The sequence below is a fragment of the Micromonospora sp. L31 genome, from assembly GCF_052068075.1.
Classification (GTDB): Bacteria; Actinomycetota; Actinomycetes; order Mycobacteriales; family Micromonosporaceae; genus Micromonospora; species Micromonospora purpureochromogenes.
Map to the genome: position 1 here is coordinate 39018 of NZ_JBQHDC010000010.1, position 20504 is coordinate 59521.

Here is a 20504-nt window from a genome sequence, read left to right on the forward strand (position 1 = left end):
CGAGGGCCGCCGGCCCCGCGCGGGGTCGACGGCCCGGTCCGGGTACGGCTCAGCGCAGGCCGGCGGCGACCAGCAGGTTCCCCTCCGGGGTCGGCGCGGACACCCGACCCAGCGTCATCCGCAGCTGGGCGCGCTCGGTGGTGAACGACGCGTCGCCGGCGATCGCGGTGGCGTACGCGGTCGCGGTCCGGTGCGCGATCGCCGACCAGCCGTACTGCTCGTGCACCATGGCGCGGGCCCGGCGGGCGAGCAACTGGGCCCGCTCGCGGTCGGAGAGCAGGGCGTCGACGGCCTCGGTGAGCCCGTCCGGATCCTGCGGGGCGAAGGTCATCCCGGTGACGCCCGGCTCGACGATCTCGGCGAGCCCGCCGGTACGGGCGACCGCGAGGGGCGCGCCGGCCGCGGCGCCCTCCAGGGCCACCATGCCGAACGGCTCGTAGATGCTCGGCACGGCGAAGCAGTCCGAGGCGGCCATCACGGCCGGCAGGTCGGTGCCGCCGAGGAAGCCCGGCATGCTCACCATGCCGGCCAGCCCGAGCCGGTGCACCTCGGCCTCCAGCGCGGCCCGGTACGGGCCGTCGCCGACGATCACCGCGCGCAGCCCGGGGTGCCGCTCGCGCAGCCGGGGCAGCCCGGCGAGCAGGTGCTGCACGCCCTTCTCGTAGACCAGCCGGCCGGCGAAGGTGACCAGCGGGCCGTCCCCGGCGAACCGGGCGCGGGCCGAGGCGACCGCGGCCACCGACACCCGCCAGCGGTGCGGCTCGACGCCGTTGGGCACCACGTCCACCCGGCCGGTGGGCACCCCGAACAGCGCGCCCACCTCGTCGCGCATGTACCCGGAGCAGACGATCACGCGGCCGGACTCGCTGGCCAGCCAGTGCTCGACGCCGTGGATGGTGCGGTTCATCTCCTCCGGCAGCCAGCCCTGGTGCCGGCCGGCCTCGGTGGCGTGGATGGTGCTGACCAGCGGGACGTCCAGGTGCTCGCGCAGGGTCATCGCGGTGTGCGCGACGAGCCAGTCGTGGGCGTGGATCACGTCGTACGAGCCGGACTCGGTGGCGCGCAGCGCGGCCCGGGTCAGGGTGTGGTTGAAGGCCATGGTCCAGGCCAGCAGGGAGCCGGTGGCCAGCGGGAAGGTCACCGGGTCCTCGGCGGCGCGGACGATCCGCACGCCGTCGGCGTACTCCTCCAGGGGCGCGCCCTCGGCGTGCCGGGTGACGACGGTGACCTCGTGCCCGGCGGCGGCCAGGGCCACCGACAGCGCGTGCACGTGCCGGCCCAGCCCACCGACCAGCACCGGCGGGTACTCCCAGGAGAGCATCAGGATGCGGCGGGTGCGCGGGGCCACCCCGGCGCCGGTGCCCTGCGGCGGGATCTGCGGGCGGTAGGTGGGGGAGGGCCGGCAGGTCCGGTCCGGTGCGGTCACGGGCTGCTCGCCGACCCGCGGGGTGGTCACATCAATCTCCGTCCATGCACGAAAGGTCGCGCCGGCAACGGTGGCGGCGGAAAGAAGGTGGTGGGGTGGCCGAGGGCCGAGCGAAGGCGCCCGCGCGGGCGCGTCCACATCAAGCAAAGGGCATGACGCGGTCCCGCGCATCTCGAAAAGGCCTATCGTGACGGAGGACACCCAAAGGTCTGTCTCGGCATCAGGTGGGTGGATATCGGGTGCCCGCCGAACGGGTGGATTGGCCGGTGCCGGCGTGGGGCATTAGCGGCGTGCGCACCCCGTGGCCCGCCCGGTGCGCTCATGATCATGGGCCGAAGGAGCGACATGCAGGTCTGGCCGGGCGAGCGTTACCCCCTCGGGGCGACCTACGACGGGATGGGCACCAACTTCGCGATCTTCTCCGAGGTCGCCGAGAAGATCGAGCTCTGCCTCTTCGACGAGTGGGACACCGGCGCGGAGCGGCGGGTGGAGCTGCGCGAGGTGGACGCGTACGTCTGGCACGCGTACCTCCCCGGGGTGGAGCCGGGCCAGCGGTACGGCTACCGGGTGCACGGCCCGTACGACCCGGCCAACGGGGCGCGCTGCAACCCGCACAAGCTGCTGCTCGACCCGTACGCCAAGGCGGTCGACGGGGATGTCTCCTGGGACCCGGCGGTCTACGACTACGAACTGGGTGACCCGGACCGGATGTCGACCACCGACTCGGCGCCGTTCATGCCCAAGTCGGTGGTGGTGAACCCGTACTTCGACTGGGGCAACGACCGGCCGCCGCGCACCCCGTACCACCACTCGGTGATCTACGAGGCGCACGTGCGCGGGCTGACCATGCGCCACCCCGGCATCCCGGACGAGCTGCGCGGCACGTACGCGGCGATCGCCTCGCCCGTCATGATCGACTACTTCAAGCGGCTCGGCATCACCGCCGTCGAGCTGATGCCGGTGCACGAGTTCGTGCACGACCATCGCCTGGTCGACCTGCGGCTGCGCAACTACTGGGGCTACAACACCATCGGCTTCTTCGCCCCGCACCACGGATACTCCGCGCTCGGCCGGCTCGGCCAGCAGGTGCAGGAGTTCCGGGGCATGGTCAAGGCGCTGCACGCCGCCGGCATCGAGGTCATCCTCGACGTGGTCTACAACCACACCGCCGAGGGCAACCACCTCGGCCCGACGCTGAGCTTCAAGGGCGTCGACAACGCCAGCTACTACCGGCTCTCCGAAGAGGACCGCCGGTACTTCGTGGACTACACCGGCACCGGCAACAGCCTCAACGTGCGCAGCCCGCACTCGCTCCAGCTGATCATGGACTCGCTGCGCTACTGGGTGACCGAGATGCACGTCGACGGCTTCCGCTTCGACCTCGCCGCCACCCTGGCCCGCGAGTTCTACGAGGTCGACCGCCTCTCCACCTTCTTCGAGGTGGTCCAGCAGGACCCGGTGGTCAGCCAGGTCAAGCTGATCGCCGAGCCGTGGGACGTCGGCCCCGGCGGCTACCAGGTCGGCAACTTCCCGCCGCAGTGGACCGAGTGGAACGGCAAGTACCGGGACACCGTGCGGGACTTCTGGCGCGGCGAGCCGGCCACCCTCGCCGAGTTCGCCTCCCGCATCTCCGGCTCCGCCGACCTCTACCAGGACGACGGGCGGCGCCCCTTCCACAGCATCAACTTCGTCACCTGCCACGACGGGTTCACCCTCAACGACCTGGTCTCCTACAACGACAAGCACAACGAGGCCAACGGCGAGGAGAACCGCGACGGCGAGAGCCACAACCGGTCCTGGAACTGCGGCGTCGAGGGCGAGACCGACGACCCGGCGGTGCTGGCCCTGCGCGCCCGGCAGCGGCGCAACTTCCTCGCCACCCTGGTCCTCTCCCAGGGCGTGCCGATGATCGGCCACGGCGACGAGCTGGGCCGCACCCAGCGCGGCAACAACAACGCCTACTGCCAGGACAGCGAACTCGCCTGGATCGACTGGGAGCACGCCGACGACGAGCTGCTGTCCTTCGTGCGGCGGCTCACCGACTTCCGGGCCCGGCACCAGGTGTTCCGCCGCCGCCGGTTCTTCACCGGCCTGCCGGTCGGCGGCCGCGCCGCCGGCTCGGGCCTGCCCGACCTGGCCTGGTACACCCCGGACGGCCGGGAGATGACCGGCGAGGACTGGGGCAACGACTTCGGCCGCTCGGTGGCGCTCTTCGTCAACGGCGACGGCATCCGCGAGCGCGGCCAGTACGGCCAGCGCCACCAGGACACCTCCTTCCTGCTCTGCTTCAACGCCCACGACGCCCCGCTGGACTTCACGCTGCCAGGGGAGGAGTTCGGGCAGCGGTGGGAACTGGTGATCAGCACCGCGGAACCGGAACCGGAGAAGACCACGATCGTCGAGGCGGGCGGCGCCATCTGCGTGCCGGACCGCTCCCTGGTGGTCCTGGAGAGGACGGTCTGACCATGCCCGACACCCCTCGACCCGACCCGACGGCGGCACCGACGACGCGGGTGGGGTCGACCTACCGCGTCCAGGTGCGGCCCGGCTTCGACCTCGACGCCACCGCCGGCCTGGCCGGCTACCTCGCCGACCTCGGCGTCACCCACCTCTACAGCGCACCCCTGCTGACCGCCACCCCCGGCTCGGCGCACGGCTACGACGTGGTCGACCACCGGGCGGTCAACCCGGAGATCGGCGGCGAGGCCGGCCGGCGGCGGCTGGTCCGGGCGCTGCGCGCGGCCGGGCTCGGCCTGGTCGTCGACATCGTGCCCAACCACGCCGGGGTGGCCCAGCCGGCGGCCAACCCGGCCTGGTGGGACGTGCTGCGCCGGGGCCGGTCCTCGGCCTACGCGGACTGGTTCGACATCGACTGGGACCGGGGCCGGCTGCTGCTGCCGGTGCTCGCCGACACCCCCGACGCCCTCGACGACCTCAAGCTCGTCGACGGGGAACTGCGCTACCACGAGCACCGCTTCCCGATCGCCGACGGCACCGGCGCGGGCGGTCCGCGCGAGGTGCACGACCGGCAGCACTACGAGCTCATCTCCTGGCGGCGTGGGGACAGCGAGCTGACGTACCGTCGGTTCTTCGCCGTCTCGGACCTGGCCGGGCTGCGGGTGGAGGACCCGGCGGTCTTCGACGCCACCCACGCGGAGGTGCTGCGGTGGGCGGCGGCCGGGGAACTGGACGGCATCCGGGTCGACCACCCCGACGGCCTGCGCGACCCCGCCGGCTACCTGGCCCGGCTGCGCGCCGCCGCCGCAGACGCGTGGCTGGTGGTGGAGAAGATCCTGGAGTACGGCGAGGAGCTGCCCGACTGGCCCGTCGACGGGACCACCGGCTACGACGCCCTCGCGGCGGTCTGCGGGCTCTTCGTCGACCCGCGCGCCGAGGGCGACTTCACCGCCCTGGACGCCCGGCTGAACGGCCGGCACACCTCCTGGCAGGACCTGACCCACGACACCAAGCTGGCCGCCGCCACCCGGCTGCTCGCTGCCGAGCTGACCCGGCTGGCCGCCCTCGCCCCGGAACTGGACCCGCAGGCCACCCGGGAGGCCCTCGCCGAGCTGGCCGCCTGCTTCCCGGTCTACCGCGGCTACCCGCCCGTGGGCGCCCGGCACCTGGCCGTGGCCCGCGCGGAGGCGGGGCGCCGCCGCCCCGACCTGACCGCCACCCTGGACGCGGTCACCGCCCGCCTGCGCGACCCGGAGCACGAGCTGGCGAAGCGGTTCCCGCAGCTGTCCGGCGCGGTGATGGCCAAGGGGGTGGAGGACACCGCCTACTACCGGTGGAGCCGGTTCGTCGCACTCAACGAGGTCGGCGGCTCACCGGCGCACTTCGGCGTGCCGCCGGCGGAGTTCCACCGCGCCGCCGCCGCCCGGCAGGTCCGCTGGCCGGCCGGCATGACCACGCTCTCCACCCACGACACCAAGCGCGGCGAGGACGTCCGGGCCCGGCTCGCCGTCCTGTCGGAACTGCCCGGACGGTGGTCCGAGCGGGTGCAGGACTGGATGTCCCGCGCGCCGCTGGCCGACCCGGCCTTCGCCCACCTGCTCTGGCAGACCGCCGTCGGCGCCTGGCCCGTCGAGCGCGAGCGGCTGCACGCGTACGTGGAGAAGGCCGCGCGGGAGGCGTCGGTCTCCACCAGCTGGGCCGACCCCGACCTGGCCTTCGAGCGCGACCTGCACGCCCTGGTCGACCGGATGTACGACGACCCGCCGCTGCACGCCGAGATCACCGCCTTCGCCGACGAGATCACCCCGGCCGGCTGGTCCAACTCCCTCGGGCAGAAGCTGGTGCAGCTCGCCATGCCCGGCGTGCCGGACACCTACCAGGGCACCGAGCTCTGGGAGAACAGCCTGGTCGACCCGGACAACCGGCGCCCGGTCGACTTCGCCGTACGCCGGGACCTGCTGGCCCGGCTAGACGGCGGCCCGCGCCCCGCGGTCGCCGCCGACGGCGCGGTGAAGCTGCTGGTGGTCTCCCGGACCCTGCGGCTGCGCCGCGACCACCCGGAGCTGTTCACCACCTACCGGCCGGTCGCCGCACCCGGGCCGGCGGGCGCGCACGCGGTCGCCTTCGACCGGGGCGGCGCGGTCGCGGTGGCCACCCGCCTCCCGCTGGGGCTGGCCCGCTCGGGCGGCTGGCGGCAGACCACCCTCTCGATTTCCGGCAACAGTGTTACGGACGTGTTCACCGGTCGGGTCTACAGTGGGTCTGAGCTGCTCCTGGATGATCTGCTGAGCACCTATCCCGTCGCCCTGCTGGCTCCCACCGACTCCGTGGAGGCTGCCGCATGACCGAGTTCACGGTGTGGGCTCCCGAGGCCGCACGGGTCCGGCTGCGCCTGCCCGGCGTGGCCGACCACCACATGCGCTCCGGCCCTGACGGCTGGTGGCGCCTCGAGGTCCCCGACGCCGGGCCGGGCACCGACTACGCGTTCCTGCTCGACGACGACGAGCGGGCCCTGCCCGACCCCCGCTCGGCCTGGCAGCCCGCCGGCGTGCACGGGCCCAGCCGGCTCTACGACCACAGCGCCTTCCGCTGGACCGACCAGGACTGGACCGGCCGGCAGCTACCGGGCAGCGTCCTGTACGAGCTGCACGTCGGCACCTTCACCCCCGAGGGCACCTTCGACGCGGCGATCAGCCGCCTGGACCACCTGGTCGACCTCGGCGTCGACATGATCGAGCTGCTGCCGGTCAACGCCTTCAACGGCGAGTACAACTGGGGCTACGACGGGGTCTGCTGGTACGCCCCGCACCAGCCCTACGGCGGCCCGGACGGGCTGAAACGGCTGGTCGACGCCGCCCACGCCAAGGGGCTGGGGGTGATCCTCGACGTCGTCTACAACCATTTCGGGCCCTCCGGGGCCTACGCGCCGATGTTCGCGCCGTACCTCACCGAGCAGAGCAACACCTGGGGCCGCACCGTCAACCTGGACGGCCCGCACTCCGACGGGGTGCGCCGCTACATCGTCGACAGCGTGCTGATGTGGCTGCGTGACTACCACGTCGACGGGCTGCGGCTGGACGCCGTGCACGCCATGCCCGACTCCCGGGCCACCCACTTCCTGGAGCAGGTGGCCACCGAGGTGGAGGCGCTCTCGACCCACCTGGGCCGGCCGCTGTCGCTGATCGCCGAGTCCGACCTCAACGACCCGAAGCTGATCACGCCGCGCGAGGCCGGCGGCTTCGGCCTGCACGCCCAGTGGAACGACGACGCCCACCACGCCCTGCACACCCTGCTCACCGGGGAGCGGCAGGGCTACTACGGCGACTTCGGCTCGCTGGAGTGCCTGACCGACGTGCTGAGCGGCGCGTTCTTCCACGCCGGCACCTGGTCCAGCTTCCGCAACCGCAGCCACGGGCGGCCGGTGGACCGGCAGCGGACCCCCGGGCACCGCTTCGTGGCGTACCTGCAGAACCACGACCAGATCGGCAACCGGGCCACCGGCGACCGGATCTCCGCCAGCCTCTCCCCGGCGCTGCTGCGGGTCGGCGCGGTGCTGCTGATGACCGCGCCGTTCACCCCGATGCTGTTCATGGGCGAGGAGTGGGCGGCCAGCACCCCCTGGCAGTTCTTCACCAGTCACCCGGAGCCGGAGCTGGCCACCGCCGTGGCCACCGGCCGCCGGCGCGAGTTCGCCGCGCACGGCTGGCCGCCGGGGGACGTGCCCGACCCGCAGGACCCGCAGACCTTCCTGCGCTCCCGGCTGGACTGGGCCGAGCTGGACAAGCCCGAGCACCGGGAGATGTACGAGTTCCACCGCCGGCTGATCGCGCTGCGCAAGAGCCGGCCCGACCTGTCCGATCCCCGGCTGGACCGCGTCGAGGTACGTCACGGCGACCGCTTCCTGCTGATGCGCCGGGGCGAGCACCTGGTGGTGGCGAACCTCGCCGGGAAGGCGCAGCGGATCAACCTGCCGGGGGTGGTGCGCACCGTGCTGCTGGCCACCGGGACCGGGGTCACGGTGATGCGGGACGGGATCGAGCTGCCGGCGGAGACGGCGGCGATCGTGGCGCTCTGAGGTCGGCGGCCTCGGAACGTGCGCGGACCCGGTTGGGGAGAACGCCAACTGTGATTGACGACGAGTTCCCTATGGTCTGTTGCCGAATTGACCTGTACTTAGATCAAGGCGCTCCGCGCGGCGCGGGGCGGGACGGTAACCGGCTCCTGCGGAGCCGCCGCCCCGGCCGCCTATGGCGCCGGGGCGGAAAGTCAGCCGGCCCGAAACCCACGCCCCGCCCCGCGCGTCACCCCCTGGGTCAGCAGGGGACCCGGTAACGAGTCCCCGGAGTTGACCGGGGCCAGGACGATAGCCTCTCCCTTCCGTCTCTTCCCACCTCGTGACGTCTCACCGCGAGGAGCGGTCTGCGGTCCGTCGGGCGAGTTGCCGAACGGAATGCGCCGGGCCGATCACGGGTCCGAGGTGTGGGAAGGAAGGGTGAAGGTGCCCGCTTCAACCTCCGTCCCTCCCCCGTCCGTCGTCTGGCATGGAGTTGCCGAACAGTTCCGGGTCCTTGGGTGGTGGGGGTGGCATGCCACCCCGCCAGCCACCGATCCAGGCAAGCCGAGCAGACCAGGGCCAGGGCGACAAGGTCGTTCGTCCGGTAGGGCGCTCCACCTTGTCCCCGTCCGGGGAGGCTGGACGGTCTACGACTGCCCGACGAGGAGATCCGCTGTTCCGAACGGCGTGGTCCCACCGCGTGAGTCGCTAGAACGTTGGCGGTACCTTGCCACCATGCGCGCAGAGGTCCGGCAGGTGCGTTTCCCAGACGTGGAATCAGGGGAGCCCTTCGATCCTTCGAACACCTCCCAGCTGGTGGAGGTGTACGTCGGGGCCGTTGGGGAGGCAGGCGAGGAGCAGTACCAGGTGACTGTCTGCACGCCTGCCGCTCTGGCTGACCTACTGCGGCGGCAGCCCTTCCTGGTAGGGCACCATTGGTTGTTCGTAGAAGAGTTCTCAACCGCAGCCGTTGAGGCGGCGCTACGCAAGCTGATCGGGAACGTCGAGGCGGCCAGCCGGCCTGAGTTTGTAGAGAAGGTCGGCCGACTCGGGCTGTGGGAGTTCGAGGACTACAAGAGCTAGGACGGACTCCCGCTCGCCCTGTCGCTGTACAGCCATTCGTACAGCCAAGCCCGTCCGCTGACGCCGACGCTGCCCGACAACCACGGACGGGCTGACCAGGAGCAGACCACCCGGCCAGGCATCCGCGATCTTCTTCTAACCCCCAGGCCGCTCCGGACCGCTCACGCCGACGCTTGACAACCGCTATTGAGACTCGTCCAGTAGGGCCCTCCACCGTGTCACCCTGGCCCTGGCCCGCTCCACGGTGTGTGGGTCGGCGGCAGACAGTGAGGATGGTGGGGTGGGTCGCCCTCGGACGCAGGTCAGTCAACGGCGGCGACCCGACAGCTGAAGATGGCTGAGGATCTTGGCCTTGACAGACGCTTTGGCATCGATAAAAATCAGCAGACCTGCCGGTAATCCTGCTCGGCGGGGCTCGTGTCGACATTCAAAGGGGAATATGTGCGGCGTCTCGCAGCGTTTTCGGCTGTTCTAGTTGTAGTCTTGGCTGCCATCGCAGTCCCGGCGTCTCCGGCATCCGCATACAATCTCTTCAATTGTAAGTTCAATGCGGGCGGGAATACGCTCAAGTGGCAGCCCGCCATCACTGATTCTAGCTACTCCGCACCTGCCACTAATGCAATCAATGCATGGAATAGCGTAAGCACGCAGTTCAATTTCACCCAGGTGACTAGCGGCGCCAACGTGAGAGTGGCTGACGGCAACTTCGGCACCGAGTGGCAGGGCTTGAGATTTGCCGGGATCATCCTTGACACGTCGCAGCAGAATCCGGTGCTGCACTCTTGCAGCGGGGGAACGTGGGACACGACGATCGTCGCCTGGTGGAATAAGTCCTACACGAACAGTTACAGCGCCCTCAAGCGCCAAGCGGTCATGGTGCACGAGCTTGGCCACGCGCTAGGCCTCGCCCACTCAAACGGAGCAAACTGCTCCGACGGGCGCATCATGGCCACCGATGTAGTAGTTCTGTACGATTCGTGCGGGTACTGGACGCCTCGGACGGACGACATCAACGGCGCAAACGCGATTTATTGATGCGGTCGCTACTTGGGTATGCGTTCTTGGTTGTAGCGCTTTTTCCCCTCGGTGGGTGTGCATCTGCCGAGGTGGAAGAATCTCCGAGTCGGCCACCAAAAATTTCGGTCGATCGCATTAACCGGCCAGGCACACTGGCTGATCTGCGGGGCGGCAGCGTCGCGGTCGTTACCGGGCGTCCAGTCTCGCGCACAACCGCGACATCCCATGGCTTCCCGATCACTTTGACCACTGTGGAAGTAGAAAAGGTAATTGTCGGGTCTTGGGGAAAGAAGCATGCCCTGGTAAGTCAGCTCGGCACTGAGCAGTATGTGTCGGAAGATACGTCGCCGCTGTTGCAGCTGGACCAGAGTTATCTGCTGTACCTGAACATCGAGAATGATCCAGACGGAACCAAACGTACAGTCATCACTGGCGCTGATGGCGTATACAAGCTCAAGGGCAAGGTTTATGAGTACGCGGGTGGCCCAGGTAGTTCGCTGCCGAGCACGATCGAGCTGGACGATGTTATCTAGAAATCCAGCATGCCGCCTGCCCGACGGCCGCCGTTTGCTCAGGTAATCCTGACGTCGCTGCTCAGTGCCGTCTGAAGCCCTGCTATGAGCGGGACGGACGCGCGCTCGTCGTAGAGGCGGGCGCGCGTCTGTGCTTCCGATGGGCGAGGACGGCACCCTGCGGCCGCAGCACGCCCAGCGACTGCGGCACTGGCCAGGAACGACCGGAGCCCAGAACGGCTCGGATTGCTGCCGTCAGCCATTAGTCAGCAGAGGCTCGGTGCCAGCTGGTAACGGATGAGCTCCGACGGTGGCCAGGGCGCCCGCGACGACACCTGACGGCATCAGTTGGAGCGCGACGGCAGGCGAGATCGACATTCACACCGAAGAGGTCACTGGTTCGTTCCCAGTGCCGCCCACGCAGGTCAAAGGCCACTCCTCGGGAACGGGAGGTGCCTTTCTGCTGCCGTACGGCACCTTAAGCACCAATTGCCGAGGCGTCGCCGGCCGTGGCCTCATCGGGCAGCCGTCGTGGGCGGCTGACCGGTGTAGCGGCGGTGTGTCGATACTGGTCCCCATGGCGGAGGAGCAGGCGACGGAGCTGACCCGATGGACCATCCACGGTGAGCGGGTCGTCGACGACACTCGGCGGGCGCGGCTGAGCATCGCTGAGGTGGAGTTGCCCGACGGCGTGCGGTTCGAGCAGTACGTGATCCGGGCGCCCCGGTCGGCGATGGTCGCCGTCTTGGACGAGCGGCAGCGTCTGCTGCTGATGCGGCGGCACCGGTTCGTGTTCGACCGGTGGGTGTGGGAGCTTCCCGGCGGCTATGTCGATGATCGGGAGCAGCCGGTGGCCTGCGCGGTTCGTGAGGTGGAGGAGGAGACGGGCTGGCGTCCGCACGAGGTGGAGCCGCTGCTGTCGTTTCAGCCGTGGGTGGGTTCCGCGGACGCTGAGAACCTGCTGTTCCTCGCGCGCAGGGCGGAGTACACGGGCGTTCCGGTGGACGTGAACGAGGCCGAGCAGGTGGCCTGGATCCCGCTGGCCGAGGCGCGCGAGCTGGTGACCAGCGGCGAGATCGTCGGGGCTGGCACGGTGATCGCGGTGCTTGAGCTGGTCGCGAGGCAGGCGCGGGGCGCGTTGTAGGCGTCAGGTCCGGGCGCCGAGGACCGCGTCGACGCGGCGGATGAACTGCCGGACGGTGGGCCGCTGGCGGTGGGGCGCGAGCTGGGCTTGCAGATCGCGTACGTAGCGGACAGCTCGGGCCGACTGAAGTCGCGAGGTGAGCGACAACGCGTCGGTTCCGATGGCGCAGGCCCGATCCGGCTCGCCCCGCTGCGCCTGGACAGTGGCGAGCAGAGCGAGGTTGAAGGCTTTGCCGCGAACATAGCGCTCGTCCATCCGCAAGGAGCGGGCGGCGAAGCCCTCGGCCATGGCCGGCTTGCCGAGCGCGTGCAGGCAGTGACCGAACTTCGCCGACAGGTAAGCCTCGTCGAAGTAGCCGAGCCACTGGGGCTCACTGCTTCGGTCGGCCCGGTCGAGGGCCTGTTCCGCCAGATGGAGGGCAGCCGCACACGCCCGTCCGTCCTTGGTCACAGCATGCCCGTGGGCCTCCATGACGGACGCCTCCGCGGTCAGGACGGTGAGCCCGGCGCGCTGTGCCGTCTCCCGTGCTGCCCGCGCGAGGTCGACGCCCGTCGTGCCGTGCCCGAGGTAGGTGGCCTGGTGGCTCATGGCGGACAGGATCTCGGCCCCCAGGCCGGGATCGCCGGCGGCCCGGGCCAGGTCCAGAGCGCGGGTCAGGTAAAGCTGCGCCACCCCGTGGTCGGCCATGTCGTACGCCTGCCAGCCGGCAAGCTGCGTCAGCTCCGCAACCGCGCTGAGGAGTCGCCGCCCCGTCGCGGCGTCGTAGCGTCCGTCGCTGAGCAGCGGTGTGACCTCCTGATGGAGGTACCGGGTGAGGGCGGCCCGGGCGTGGCCGCCGCCGTACTGGTTGTCCAGCCGGCGGTAAGTGCCGGTCAGCTCCCGGATGGTGTCGATGTCAGGCTGGCCGACAACCCGACGGCCACCCTGCTCGACAGCTGGCGCGGCGGGTGCGGTGAACCAGCGCAGGGCCGGCAGTGTGTACCCGGCGGAGGTGAACGCCACCTGCCGGATCACATCTCGACGGTTCACATCGCCTTCCCACAACTGCACGGCGGCGCGGACCTCCTCGCGCCAGGAACGGTAGACCGGCTGGTCACTCTGCCGCTCCCACGCTGGCGAAGCCATGCCCAGGAGACATGACGGATCCTGCGGGGCGAGCCCCAACGCCATTCGGGCCTGGTCAGGCATCCGGCAGCCTTCGGCGATGCGTTCCAGCACGTCGATGGACGTCACCTTCCGTCCCGCCATGACGCGGCTGACGTACCCCTGCTCCAGGCCGACGGCCGCACCGATCCGGGTCTGGCTCGCCCCGGTCAGTTGGCTGACGCGCCGAAACAGTGCGCCGACGTCACGTCGGGTCAGAGCATTGCGGACTACGGCGTCGGACCAGACGTCGTCCGGAATCCGAAGCGGATCGAGCAGCACACCGGCTCCCAGCGTCGCGGACTGACTACCCAAGGTGCTCACCGCGGAGCCTAACGGCGAAGACGCGCAGGTCGAGGGACGTCATATCACCGTGACATGACTGCTCGACATGGTCGGCGACCGCTGCCGGACAGGACAGTCCAAGCATGCTCTTGACCGGCCGGCCTCCAGTGGGCAGTCGCCCCGCACCGTGTGTTGTGCCCCGTGGGGAGGCACCGTGAGGGCGGCCCGCAGGGAGCCATCGCGCCGAGTCTCGTACGACGAGTATCTGCTCGCCGTGGCGATGACTTTGGCCCGCCACAGGCCGATCTGGTCGTGGCGGAAGTGGCGACACGTCTGCCACTGCGGCGCCGAACTTCCGTGCCGCGCCCAGCACCACATCCCGATCAACAGAGGTCACTGGCCGGTGAAGGATGAGCGGTGAACGACAATCAGGAGCAGCAGATCCTTGCCGCGCACCTGCCAGGGGCGGCCGGGATGTGCATCGGCTGCCGCATCTGGTGGGCTCGGATGACGCCGTATCCCTGCTGCCAGGTGCAGTGGGCAACCAGCCGGCAGGCCCGGTCGATGACCACACACTTCCTCGGCTGGGTGCGGTGACCACCCACGGACCCGTACTGCCGATCTGGAGTTGCGGAGGATGCGACGGCCCTTGGCCCTGCCCGACCCGCCAGCGCGAGTTGCGTGCGGAGTTCGACGGCGCGCCGGTGTCCCTGGCCCTCTACATGGGTGCCCAACTGGTTCGCGCCTCGGAGGATCTGACCTGGATGCCAGCCGGTAGCTTGCACCGGCGCTTCCTTGGGTGGGTGCGGTGAGCATCCTGCGGGTGGGTGACGAGAAGTTCCACTACAGCGACGGGTCGCACAAGTGGATCCCGCCGGACCCGGACTACGAGCAGGAGGTCTGGGACGAGCAGGTTCGCCAACACAAGTACCGGCACCTGACAGGAGAGCGACCAAAGGTTCGCCTGCAGCGGCTCGTGTGAGTCATAGCTGCGTCGGATTGAATGGCACCCTGCCAGGCGGAGGCGGGCGCTTTCATCGATATGCCTCTATGTCTTGCTTGGTGTCGAGTATGAAGGCAGGAGGCACGTCTGGGTGCTGGTCCCTTCGGAAGGAGCGACGATTGAAACATGCCCTGCGCCGCCTGCCAACGGCGGCGATCGTGGCGCTCTGAGGTCGGCGGCCCATGGCAAGATCTGCTGCGTGCAGATCGGGATGCTCGGATCGTTCGAGGTTCGCACGGACGACGGGGCCCTCGCCGACGTACCGGGCGCGCGGCTGCGCGGGCTGTTGATCGCTCTCGCGCTCGAACCCGGTCGGGTGGTCCCGAAGGCGACGCTCGTCGACTGGATCTGGGGTGAACACCCGCCCGCCGACGCGACGAATGCCCTGCACCGCCTGGTCTCCCGGCTGCGTAAGGCGCTGCCGGAAGGATCGGTCGAGGGGCAGCCGGACGGCTACCGGTTGACGGTGGAACCCGACGCCGTCGACGCCGTGCGGTTCGAACGCCTGGTCACCGCGGGCCAGGTCCGCGATGACGACCATCCACGGCGGGTACGACTGCTGCGCGAGGCCCTCGCTCTCTGGCGCGGTGCGGCCCTGCAGGACGTCGGCCTCCAGGGCAGTGCGGCGTTCGACGCGGCGGTCACCCGGCTCGAGGGGCTGCGCCTGAGGGCCTTGGAGGATCGGTTCGATGCGGAGGTCGACCTCGGCCACGGTGCGGAGCTGGTCACCGAGCTGACCGACCTGGTGGCCGCGCATCCGGTGCGCGAACGGCTCGTCGCCGCGCTGATGCGTGCCCTCGTGGCGGCCGGTCGGGGCAGCGAGGCGCTGCTCGTGTACCAGCGCACCAGAGAAGCCCTGGCCGACACGCTGGGCGTCGACCCCGCACCGGAGCTGTCCGCCTTGCACGTCGCGCTGCTGCGGGGCGAGGTGGGACGGCGGGAGGAGAACCGGAAGACCAACCTGCGTGCCGAGCTGACCAGCTTCGTCGGCAAGGACGGTGACGTCGCCGCGGTGCGCGAACTCGTCGCCGACCATCGGCTCACCACCCTGATCGGGCCGGGCGGCTCGGGGAAGACCAGGCTGGCCACGGAGACCGCGCGCACGCTGCTCGGCGACCTGCCGGACGGGGCCTGGCTGGTGGAGCTCGCCGCCATCGGCGCCGACGGTGACGTGGCGCAGTCGGCGCTCGCCGGGCTCGGCCTGCGGGATGCGCTGCTTGGCGAGGCACCGAACGCGGAGCCGACGGACCGGCTCATCGCCGCGATCCGCGAGCGCGAGGCGCTGCTGATCCTGGACAACTGTGAGCACGTGATCGAGTCGGCGGCGACGTTCGCTCATCGAGTGCTCGGGGAGTGCCGGCGGCTGCGGATCCTGGCGACGAGCAGGGAACCGCTCGGCATCACCGGTGAGGCGCTGTGGCTGGTCGAGCCCCTGGCCCTGCCGGCGAGGGACGCCAGCCCCGGCGAGATCGAGTCCGCGCCGGCCGTCCGGTTGCTGCGGGACCGGGCCGGCGCGGTGCGCAGGGATCTCGCGGTCGACGCCCACACGGTGTCGACGATGGTGCGCGTCTGCCGGGCGCTGGACGGGATGCCGCTGGCGATCGAGCTGGCCGCGGCCAGGTTGCGCACCATGTCCGTCGACCAGCTCGCCCACCGGCTCGACGACCGGTTCCGCCTGCTGACCAGCGGCAGCCGTACCGCGTTGCCGCGGCACCGGACGCTGCGCGCGGTGGTCGACTGGAGCTGGGAGTTGCTCACCGACGCCGAACGGACGGTCCTGCGCAGGCTCTCGGTGTTCTCGGGCGGGGCGAGCCTGGAAGCGGCCGAGCGGGTCTGCGCCGGCGACGCGGTCGAGCAGGAGCAGGTGCTCGAGCTGCTCACGTCGCTGACCGAGAAGTCGCTGCTCGTCGCCGATCGCGGCAGCGCACCGCGCTACCGGATGCTCGGCACGATCAAGGAGTACGCCGGGCACCGGCTCGCGGAGGCGGGGGAATCGGACCTGGCGCGCCATGCGCATCTCGCCTACTTCACCGAACTCACCGAGACCGCGGAGCCGCATCTCCGCCGCGCCGAGCAGTTGGAATGGCTCGCCACGCTCGGTGTCGAGCACGACAACATCAGTTCGGCGATGCGTGGTGCGCTCGCGGCCGGCGAGGCGCACGCGGCGATGCGGCTCGCGGCTGGCGCCGGCTGGTACTGGTGGCTCAGCGGGCACAAGGCCGAAGGCATCGAGCTGATCACCGCGGCCACCAACACGCCTGGAGAGGTGGCCGATGAGATCCGGGCCACCGTGTATGCGCTCGTGGTGCTGTTCGTGAGCGCCGGGCGGGGCGACGAACACCATGCGGAGGAGTGGATCCACAAGGCATACCGGTTCCGCCAGCGCAGTCAGTCCCGTAATCCGCTGCTGGGACTGGTCGTCCCACTGGAACGCATGTTGCAGGCGCCGGACGCGTTCCTGTCCGCGTGGGAACCATTGCTGGACGACGAGGACCCCTGGGTACGCGCACTGGCCCGGTTCCATCTCGGCAAGATGCGGATCATGCTCGGCCAGGGCGGGCGGGACGCGGATGCGTATCTCGAGATGGCGCTCGCCGAGTTCCGCGCGATCGGCGAACGGTTCGGGATCTCGATCGCCCTGGCCGAGCTGGCGGACCGTATCGCCGTGCGCGGCGAGTTCGCCCGTGCCAGCGAGCACTACGAACGGGCGATCGCGGTCGTCACCGAAGTCGGTGCCATCGAGGATGTCATCCGCATGCGGTCGCGACAGGCTCAGTTGTACTGGCTGCTGGGGGACAAGGACTCCAGCGCGGCTGCCATGGCCGAGGCGCACCGGTGCGCGGAACGGGTCACCTGGCCGGATGCGCTGGCCGAACTGGCCCTGTCGAAGGCGGAACTCGCCCGCTGGCGCGGCAACGCCGAGGAGGCGTACGAGCAACTCGGCGTCGCGACAACCATGCTGGGCACCGACGCGGAGCAGGCGAACATCCGCGCGGTGAAACACGACCTCCTCGGCCACCTTGCCGACGATCTCAGCGAGGCCCGTACGCACCACGCGGCGGCCTGCCAGGCGGCCTCCGAGGCGGGGCACGCACCCCTGATCGCGCAGATACTCGTCGGGATCGCGGACCTGGCACTACGCAGCGAAGAGTACGGGCAGGCCGCGCGGCTGCTCGCGGCGAGCACCGGCGTGCGCGGACTGCCGGATCGTTCCCACCCGGATGTGGCCCGGATCGAGCAGGCCGCGCGGAGCCGCCTCGGCGACACACGGTTCGCCGAGGCGGCTCGGGAAGGCACGCAGACGAGCTGGTCTCAGTTGGTCACGGTCACGCTCGCCTCCTGAACGAGGCGCGCGCCCGTCAGCTTGCTGCGCGTTGGATGGTGATGTCGCCGTGCCGCGTACGGGCGTGGACCGTGACCTGGTTGTCGGACGTGTCAGGGTCCTCCTGGGGCGGTAGGGAGTTGTGCACCGACCCTCGCTTGCTGTTGGCGTCCACCCGGGCAGCGGTGCCCTCGCTGATGCCGACCTCGATGTTTCCTGAGTGGTTCGCCAGCTCCGCCCGACCGCGGGTCAACCGGCCGATCCGAATGGCGCCGTCGCCGGTCTTGGCGGTGACGCTGCCGTCGGCGCGGTCGATGTCGAAAGCGCCGCTGCCACTGCTGAGGTCGAGGTCGGCCGATGCGTGGCCGATCCAGATCTGCCCGCCGGAGCTCGAGAGCTTGACGGTGTCCTGGACCTCGCTGATCCGCAGTGCGAACGTGCTGCCGTCGATGGTGGCGCGCTCGGCGATGTGGCCGATCGTGACCTCACCGGCCGCGATGTTCGCCTGCAGCGCGTTGATGCGATCGAGCCGGACCCGACCCGATGCCATGTGCAGCTCGCACTCTCCCAATGAGCCGTCGGCGTGCACCTCCGAGTGCGCCAGGTACGACACCAGGCTGGAGCCGGCGGGCAGGTCGATCGTGATTGCGACCGAACCGTTCTTGTCCCCGGAGGCGGTCGTCTTGACCGACAACTGACCGCCGGCGAAGTCGACCTTGGTCTTGTCGGCCACCCTGACGTCCGACTGGCTCGCCTCGTCGATGGGTTCGACCAGCACCACGGTGTCGGTCCGGTCGCTCGCGGTGACCCGCACCTGAGCACCGGCGACAACGACGGTGGCGACGATGGGTCCTGGCGTGGCGAATGTAGGCATGACGCCTCTCCTCTTGTCTCGAACTTGATCTGCTGGTGGGCGGCTCTGCCGCCCCAGCCGGTGAAGCATCGGCCCGCACGCCCACGGCGCGCGCTCGTCGGCGGCGAGCGCGCGCCGGGTCAGTTCGTCGCTGGCGGCTCGGGGTCAGCCCGATCACGGTCCCCGGAAGGCCACCGCCCGGAAGGTCACGCGCGCTTCGTGAAGGTGGAACGCGCCCACAGGTAGCCGACCAGAGCGATGCCGACGCACCAGGCGACGGCGGTGATCGCGTCGCTGGAGGACGGTGCGCCGTTGAGCAACCCGCGCATGGTTTCGATGATCGGCGTGAAGGGCTGGTACTCGGCGAACTGCCGGAGGCCCGGGCCCATCTTCTCCGCCGGGACGATCGCGCTGCTGAAGAACGGCAGCATGACCAGTGGCACGGAGGCCAGACCCGCCGTCTCCGGAGACTTCGCCGCCAGTCCCAGGGCGACCGTGAGCCAGCCGGCCGCGAAACCGAGCAGCACGACGATGCCGACCACGCCGAGCCAGTCGAGGGAACTCGCCGACGGGCTGAATCCCAGCAGGAAGGCCACCCCGATGAGCGCCCCGATGGCGAGCAGATTGGTCAGCAGACTGGCGACGACGTGACCGGTCAACACCGCACCACGGGAGACGTCCATGACCTTGAACCGGTTGATGATGCCCTTCGTCATGTCGGAGTTCACCGACGTGGCGGTGGCCCCCAGCCCGTAACAGACGGCCAACAGGATCAGTCCCGGCGTCGCGTAGTCGATGTAGTCGACACCGACGTTGAAAGCGTCTCCGAACATGTACACGAACATCAACATGATCACGATCGGCATCAGGACCGCGTTGAACACCGAGGTCGGATTCCGGGCGATGTGCTTGAAGTTGCGACGCAACATGACCATCGAATGGGACTTGGTGCTCATTTCGCGACCACCTCCGTGGTGTGGGTACGGCCCGTCAGGGCGAGGAAGACGTCATCGAGGTCCGGGGTGTGGACGGAGAGCTCTTCGGCCCTGATCGAGTGCTCGTCGAGCCGGTCCAGCAGGGCCCGCAGCGATCTCGTGCCACCGTCGCCGGGAACCCGCAGGGCCAGCGCCTCGTCGTCCCGGGTGGCATCGGTGAGGACCCGCGCGGCCGCGTCGAGTTCGACGACGTCGGTGAACCGAAGCCGGACATGACTGCCGGGGACCTGGCGTTTGAGGTCGTCGGGAGTGCCCTGGGCAACCAGGCGGCCCTGGTTGAGTACCGCGATCCGGTCGGCAAGCTGATCGGCTTCCTCGAGGTACTGGGTGGTGAGGAAAATGGTGACGCCATCGGCCACCAACTCGCGGACGATCTCCCACATCGTGCGGCGGCTGCGCGGGTCCAGTCCGGTCGTCGGCTCGTCCAGGAAGATGATTCGTGGCTTGCCGACCAGCGTCATCGCCAGATCCAGCTTCCGGCGCATGCCCCCGGAATAGGTCGACACCGGCTTCTGCGCCGACTCCGCCAGATCGAACCGCTCCAGCAACTCCGTGACGACCCGCCTGCCCTCGCCGGAGCCCATCCGCTTCAGATCCGCCATCAACCGCAGGTTCTCCTGGCCCGTCAGCAGCTCATCCACCGCCGCGAACTGACCGGTGACCCCCACCAAGGCGCGCACCGCCTTGGTCTCGGTCGCGATGTCATGCCCGGCAACCCGTGCCGTCCCGCCGTCGGCCTTCATCAACGTGGTCAGCACGTTCACCGTCGTCGTCTTGCCCGCTCCGTTCGGACCGAGCAGGGAGAAGACTGTGCCCGCACGAACATCCAGATCGATGCCGTCGAGCACAATTTTGTCCCCGAAGGCCTTTCGTAGCCCGGAAACCTCAATCGCTGAACTTGTCATGCGCCTACCATCGGCGGCCGACCTGTCACCGGCCTGACACGCCCCTGACACGACCCCTGACAGCAGCAGAGCAGGAGCTGGACGCCGCGCGGGCGTACCTCCAGATCGGTGCGGTGCCGGGGGTCGCGCGCCGGCTGATGGACGCGGACGGCATCGCACCGGCTGAGGTCCGGTATCGGCGGGCGACGCGTACGGTGATCGCCGAGATGGCCCGGGGCGACCCGGCGCCGGCCGGCGTAGCGCGCCTGGCGACGCTGGTCGGCCTGACCCGGTGACCTGGGGATGGTGCCGTCGGCGCGGCGCGG

General features: G+C 70.0%; 16 protein-coding genes. 11 read left to right on the forward strand and 5 right to left on the reverse strand.

Annotated features, from left to right (window positions below; translation table 11 throughout):
* Nucleotides 1-49 precede the first annotated feature (49 nt).
* A complete protein-coding gene (locus tag ACTMS9_RS24110; RefSeq protein WP_441166084.1) occupies nt 50-1456 on the reverse strand; it encodes a glycosyltransferase family 4 protein in 1407 nt (468 codons plus the stop codon).
* Nucleotides 1457-1771: 315 nt separating this feature from the next.
* On the opposite strand from ACTMS9_RS24110, the gene glgX reads away from it, so the two are divergent.
* The 7 genes from glgX to ACTMS9_RS24145 all read left to right on the forward strand — a co-directional run bounded on the left by glgX (nt 1772) and on the right by ACTMS9_RS24145 (nt 11693).
* The gene (gene glgX / locus ACTMS9_RS24115) at nt 1772-3889 is read left to right on the forward strand and encodes a glycogen debranching protein GlgX (RefSeq protein WP_441166085.1); all 2118 of its coding nucleotides are present in this window, start codon (nt 1772-1774) and stop codon (nt 3887-3889) included.
* A 2-nt stretch (nt 3890-3891) separates the two neighbouring features.
* Nucleotides 3892-6228, forward strand: coding sequence for a malto-oligosyltrehalose synthase (gene treY, locus ACTMS9_RS24120; protein ID WP_441166086.1), 2337 nt, complete (start codon nt 3892-3894; stop codon nt 6226-6228).
* Nucleotides 6225-7958, forward strand: coding sequence for a malto-oligosyltrehalose trehalohydrolase (gene treZ / locus ACTMS9_RS24125; RefSeq protein WP_441166087.1), 1734 nt, complete (start codon nt 6225-6227; stop codon nt 7956-7958). The genes treY and treZ overlap by 4 nt, the downstream gene beginning before the upstream one ends.
* A 714-nt stretch (nt 7959-8672) precedes the next feature.
* Nucleotides 8673-9020 carry an immunity 8 family protein gene (locus tag ACTMS9_RS24130; RefSeq protein ID WP_441166088.1) on the forward strand — a complete coding sequence of 116 codons (348 nt, stop codon included), beginning with the start codon at nt 8673-8675 and terminating at the stop codon, nt 9018-9020.
* A 483-nt stretch (nt 9021-9503) separates the two neighbouring features.
* On the forward strand, nt 9504-10055 hold the full coding sequence (locus ACTMS9_RS24135) for a matrixin family metalloprotease (protein ID WP_441148234.1): 552 nt from the start codon (nt 9504-9506) through the stop codon (nt 10053-10055).
* A complete protein-coding gene (locus ACTMS9_RS24140) occupies nt 9998-10570 on the forward strand; it encodes a hypothetical protein (RefSeq protein WP_441148233.1) in 573 nt (190 codons plus the stop codon). Before ACTMS9_RS24135 ends, ACTMS9_RS24140 begins: the two co-directional genes overlap by 58 nt.
* Nucleotides 10571-11126: 556 nt before the next feature.
* Nucleotides 11127-11693 (forward strand): NUDIX hydrolase, encoded by a 567-nt coding sequence (locus ACTMS9_RS24145; protein WP_441148365.1) that lies wholly within the window; start codon nt 11127-11129, stop codon nt 11691-11693.
* Nucleotides 11694-11696: 3 nt separating this feature from the next.
* Here ACTMS9_RS24145 and ACTMS9_RS24150 read toward each other — a convergent pair whose 3' ends face one another.
* The gene (locus ACTMS9_RS24150; RefSeq protein WP_441166089.1) at nt 11697-13118 is read right to left on the reverse strand and encodes a helix-turn-helix domain-containing protein; all 1422 of its coding nucleotides are present in this window, start codon (nt 13116-13118) and stop codon (nt 11697-11699) included.
* A 420-nt stretch (nt 13119-13538) separates the two neighbouring features.
* On the opposite strand from ACTMS9_RS24150, the gene ACTMS9_RS24155 reads away from it, so the two are divergent.
* The 3 genes from ACTMS9_RS24155 to ACTMS9_RS24165 all read left to right on the forward strand — a co-directional run bounded on the left by ACTMS9_RS24155 (nt 13539) and on the right by ACTMS9_RS24165 (nt 17467).
* Nucleotides 13539-13718 (forward strand): hypothetical protein, encoded by a 180-nt coding sequence (locus ACTMS9_RS24155; RefSeq protein ID WP_441166090.1) that lies wholly within the window; start codon nt 13539-13541, stop codon nt 13716-13718.
* A gap of 211 nt (nt 13719-13929) precedes the next feature.
* Complete coding sequence (locus ACTMS9_RS24160) at nt 13930-14103, forward strand: hypothetical protein (protein ID WP_441166091.1); 174 nt, start codon at nt 13930-13932, stop codon at nt 14101-14103.
* A 220-nt stretch (nt 14104-14323) separates the two neighbouring features.
* Entirely contained in the window at nt 14324-17467 is a 3144-nt protein-coding gene (locus tag ACTMS9_RS24165; protein WP_441166154.1) for a BTAD domain-containing putative transcriptional regulator, read from the forward strand.
* Nucleotides 17468-17483: 16 nt separating this feature from the next.
* Here the strand turns inward: ACTMS9_RS24165 and ACTMS9_RS24170 are convergent, their stop codons facing one another.
* The 3 genes from ACTMS9_RS24170 to ACTMS9_RS24180 form a co-directional block, all read right to left on the reverse strand.
* Nucleotides 17484-18260, reverse strand: a complete 777-nt coding sequence (locus tag ACTMS9_RS24170; RefSeq protein ID WP_441166092.1) for a DUF4097 family beta strand repeat-containing protein — start codon at nt 18258-18260, stop codon at nt 17484-17486.
* A 245-nt stretch (nt 18261-18505) separates the two neighbouring features.
* Nucleotides 18506-19255: an ABC transporter permease gene (locus ACTMS9_RS24175; protein WP_280837635.1), complete on the reverse strand. Its 750-nt coding sequence runs from the start codon at nt 19253-19255 to the stop codon at nt 18506-18508.
* Entirely contained in the window at nt 19252-20199 is a 948-nt protein-coding gene (locus ACTMS9_RS24180; protein ID WP_441166093.1) for an ATP-binding cassette domain-containing protein, read from the reverse strand. Before ACTMS9_RS24180 ends, ACTMS9_RS24175 begins: the two co-directional genes overlap by 4 nt.
* Before the next feature lie 113 nt (nt 20200-20312).
* Here ACTMS9_RS24180 and ACTMS9_RS24185 point away from each other — a divergent pair, with 113 nt between their 5' ends.
* Entirely contained in the window at nt 20313-20474 is a 162-nt protein-coding gene (locus ACTMS9_RS24185) for a hypothetical protein (RefSeq protein ID WP_441166094.1), read from the forward strand.
* The last annotated feature ends 30 nt before the right edge of the window (nt 20475-20504 follow it).

Bases quoted from the DNA above. Each gene is read 5' to 3' on its own strand.
- ACTMS9_RS24145 (WP_441148365.1), top strand. From the start codon at position 11,127: ATGGCGGAGGAGCAGGCGACGGAGCTGACCCGATGGACCATCCACGGT.
- ACTMS9_RS24175 (WP_280837635.1), bottom strand. From the start codon at position 19,255: ATGAGCACCAAGTCCCATTCGATGGTCATGTTGCGTCGCAACTTCAAG.
- ACTMS9_RS24180 (WP_441166093.1), bottom strand. From the start codon at position 20,199: ATGACAAGTTCAGCGATTGAGGTTTCCGGGCTACGAAAGGCCTTCGGG.
- glgX (WP_441166085.1), top strand. From the start codon at position 1,772: ATGCAGGTCTGGCCGGGCGAGCGTTACCCCCTCGGGGCGACCTACGAC.
- treZ (WP_441166087.1), top strand. From the start codon at position 6,225: ATGACCGAGTTCACGGTGTGGGCTCCCGAGGCCGCACGGGTCCGGCTG.
- ACTMS9_RS24130 (WP_441166088.1), top strand. From the start codon at position 8,673: ATGCGCGCAGAGGTCCGGCAGGTGCGTTTCCCAGACGTGGAATCAGGG.
- treY (WP_441166086.1), top strand. From the start codon at position 3,892: ATGCCCGACACCCCTCGACCCGACCCGACGGCGGCACCGACGACGCGG.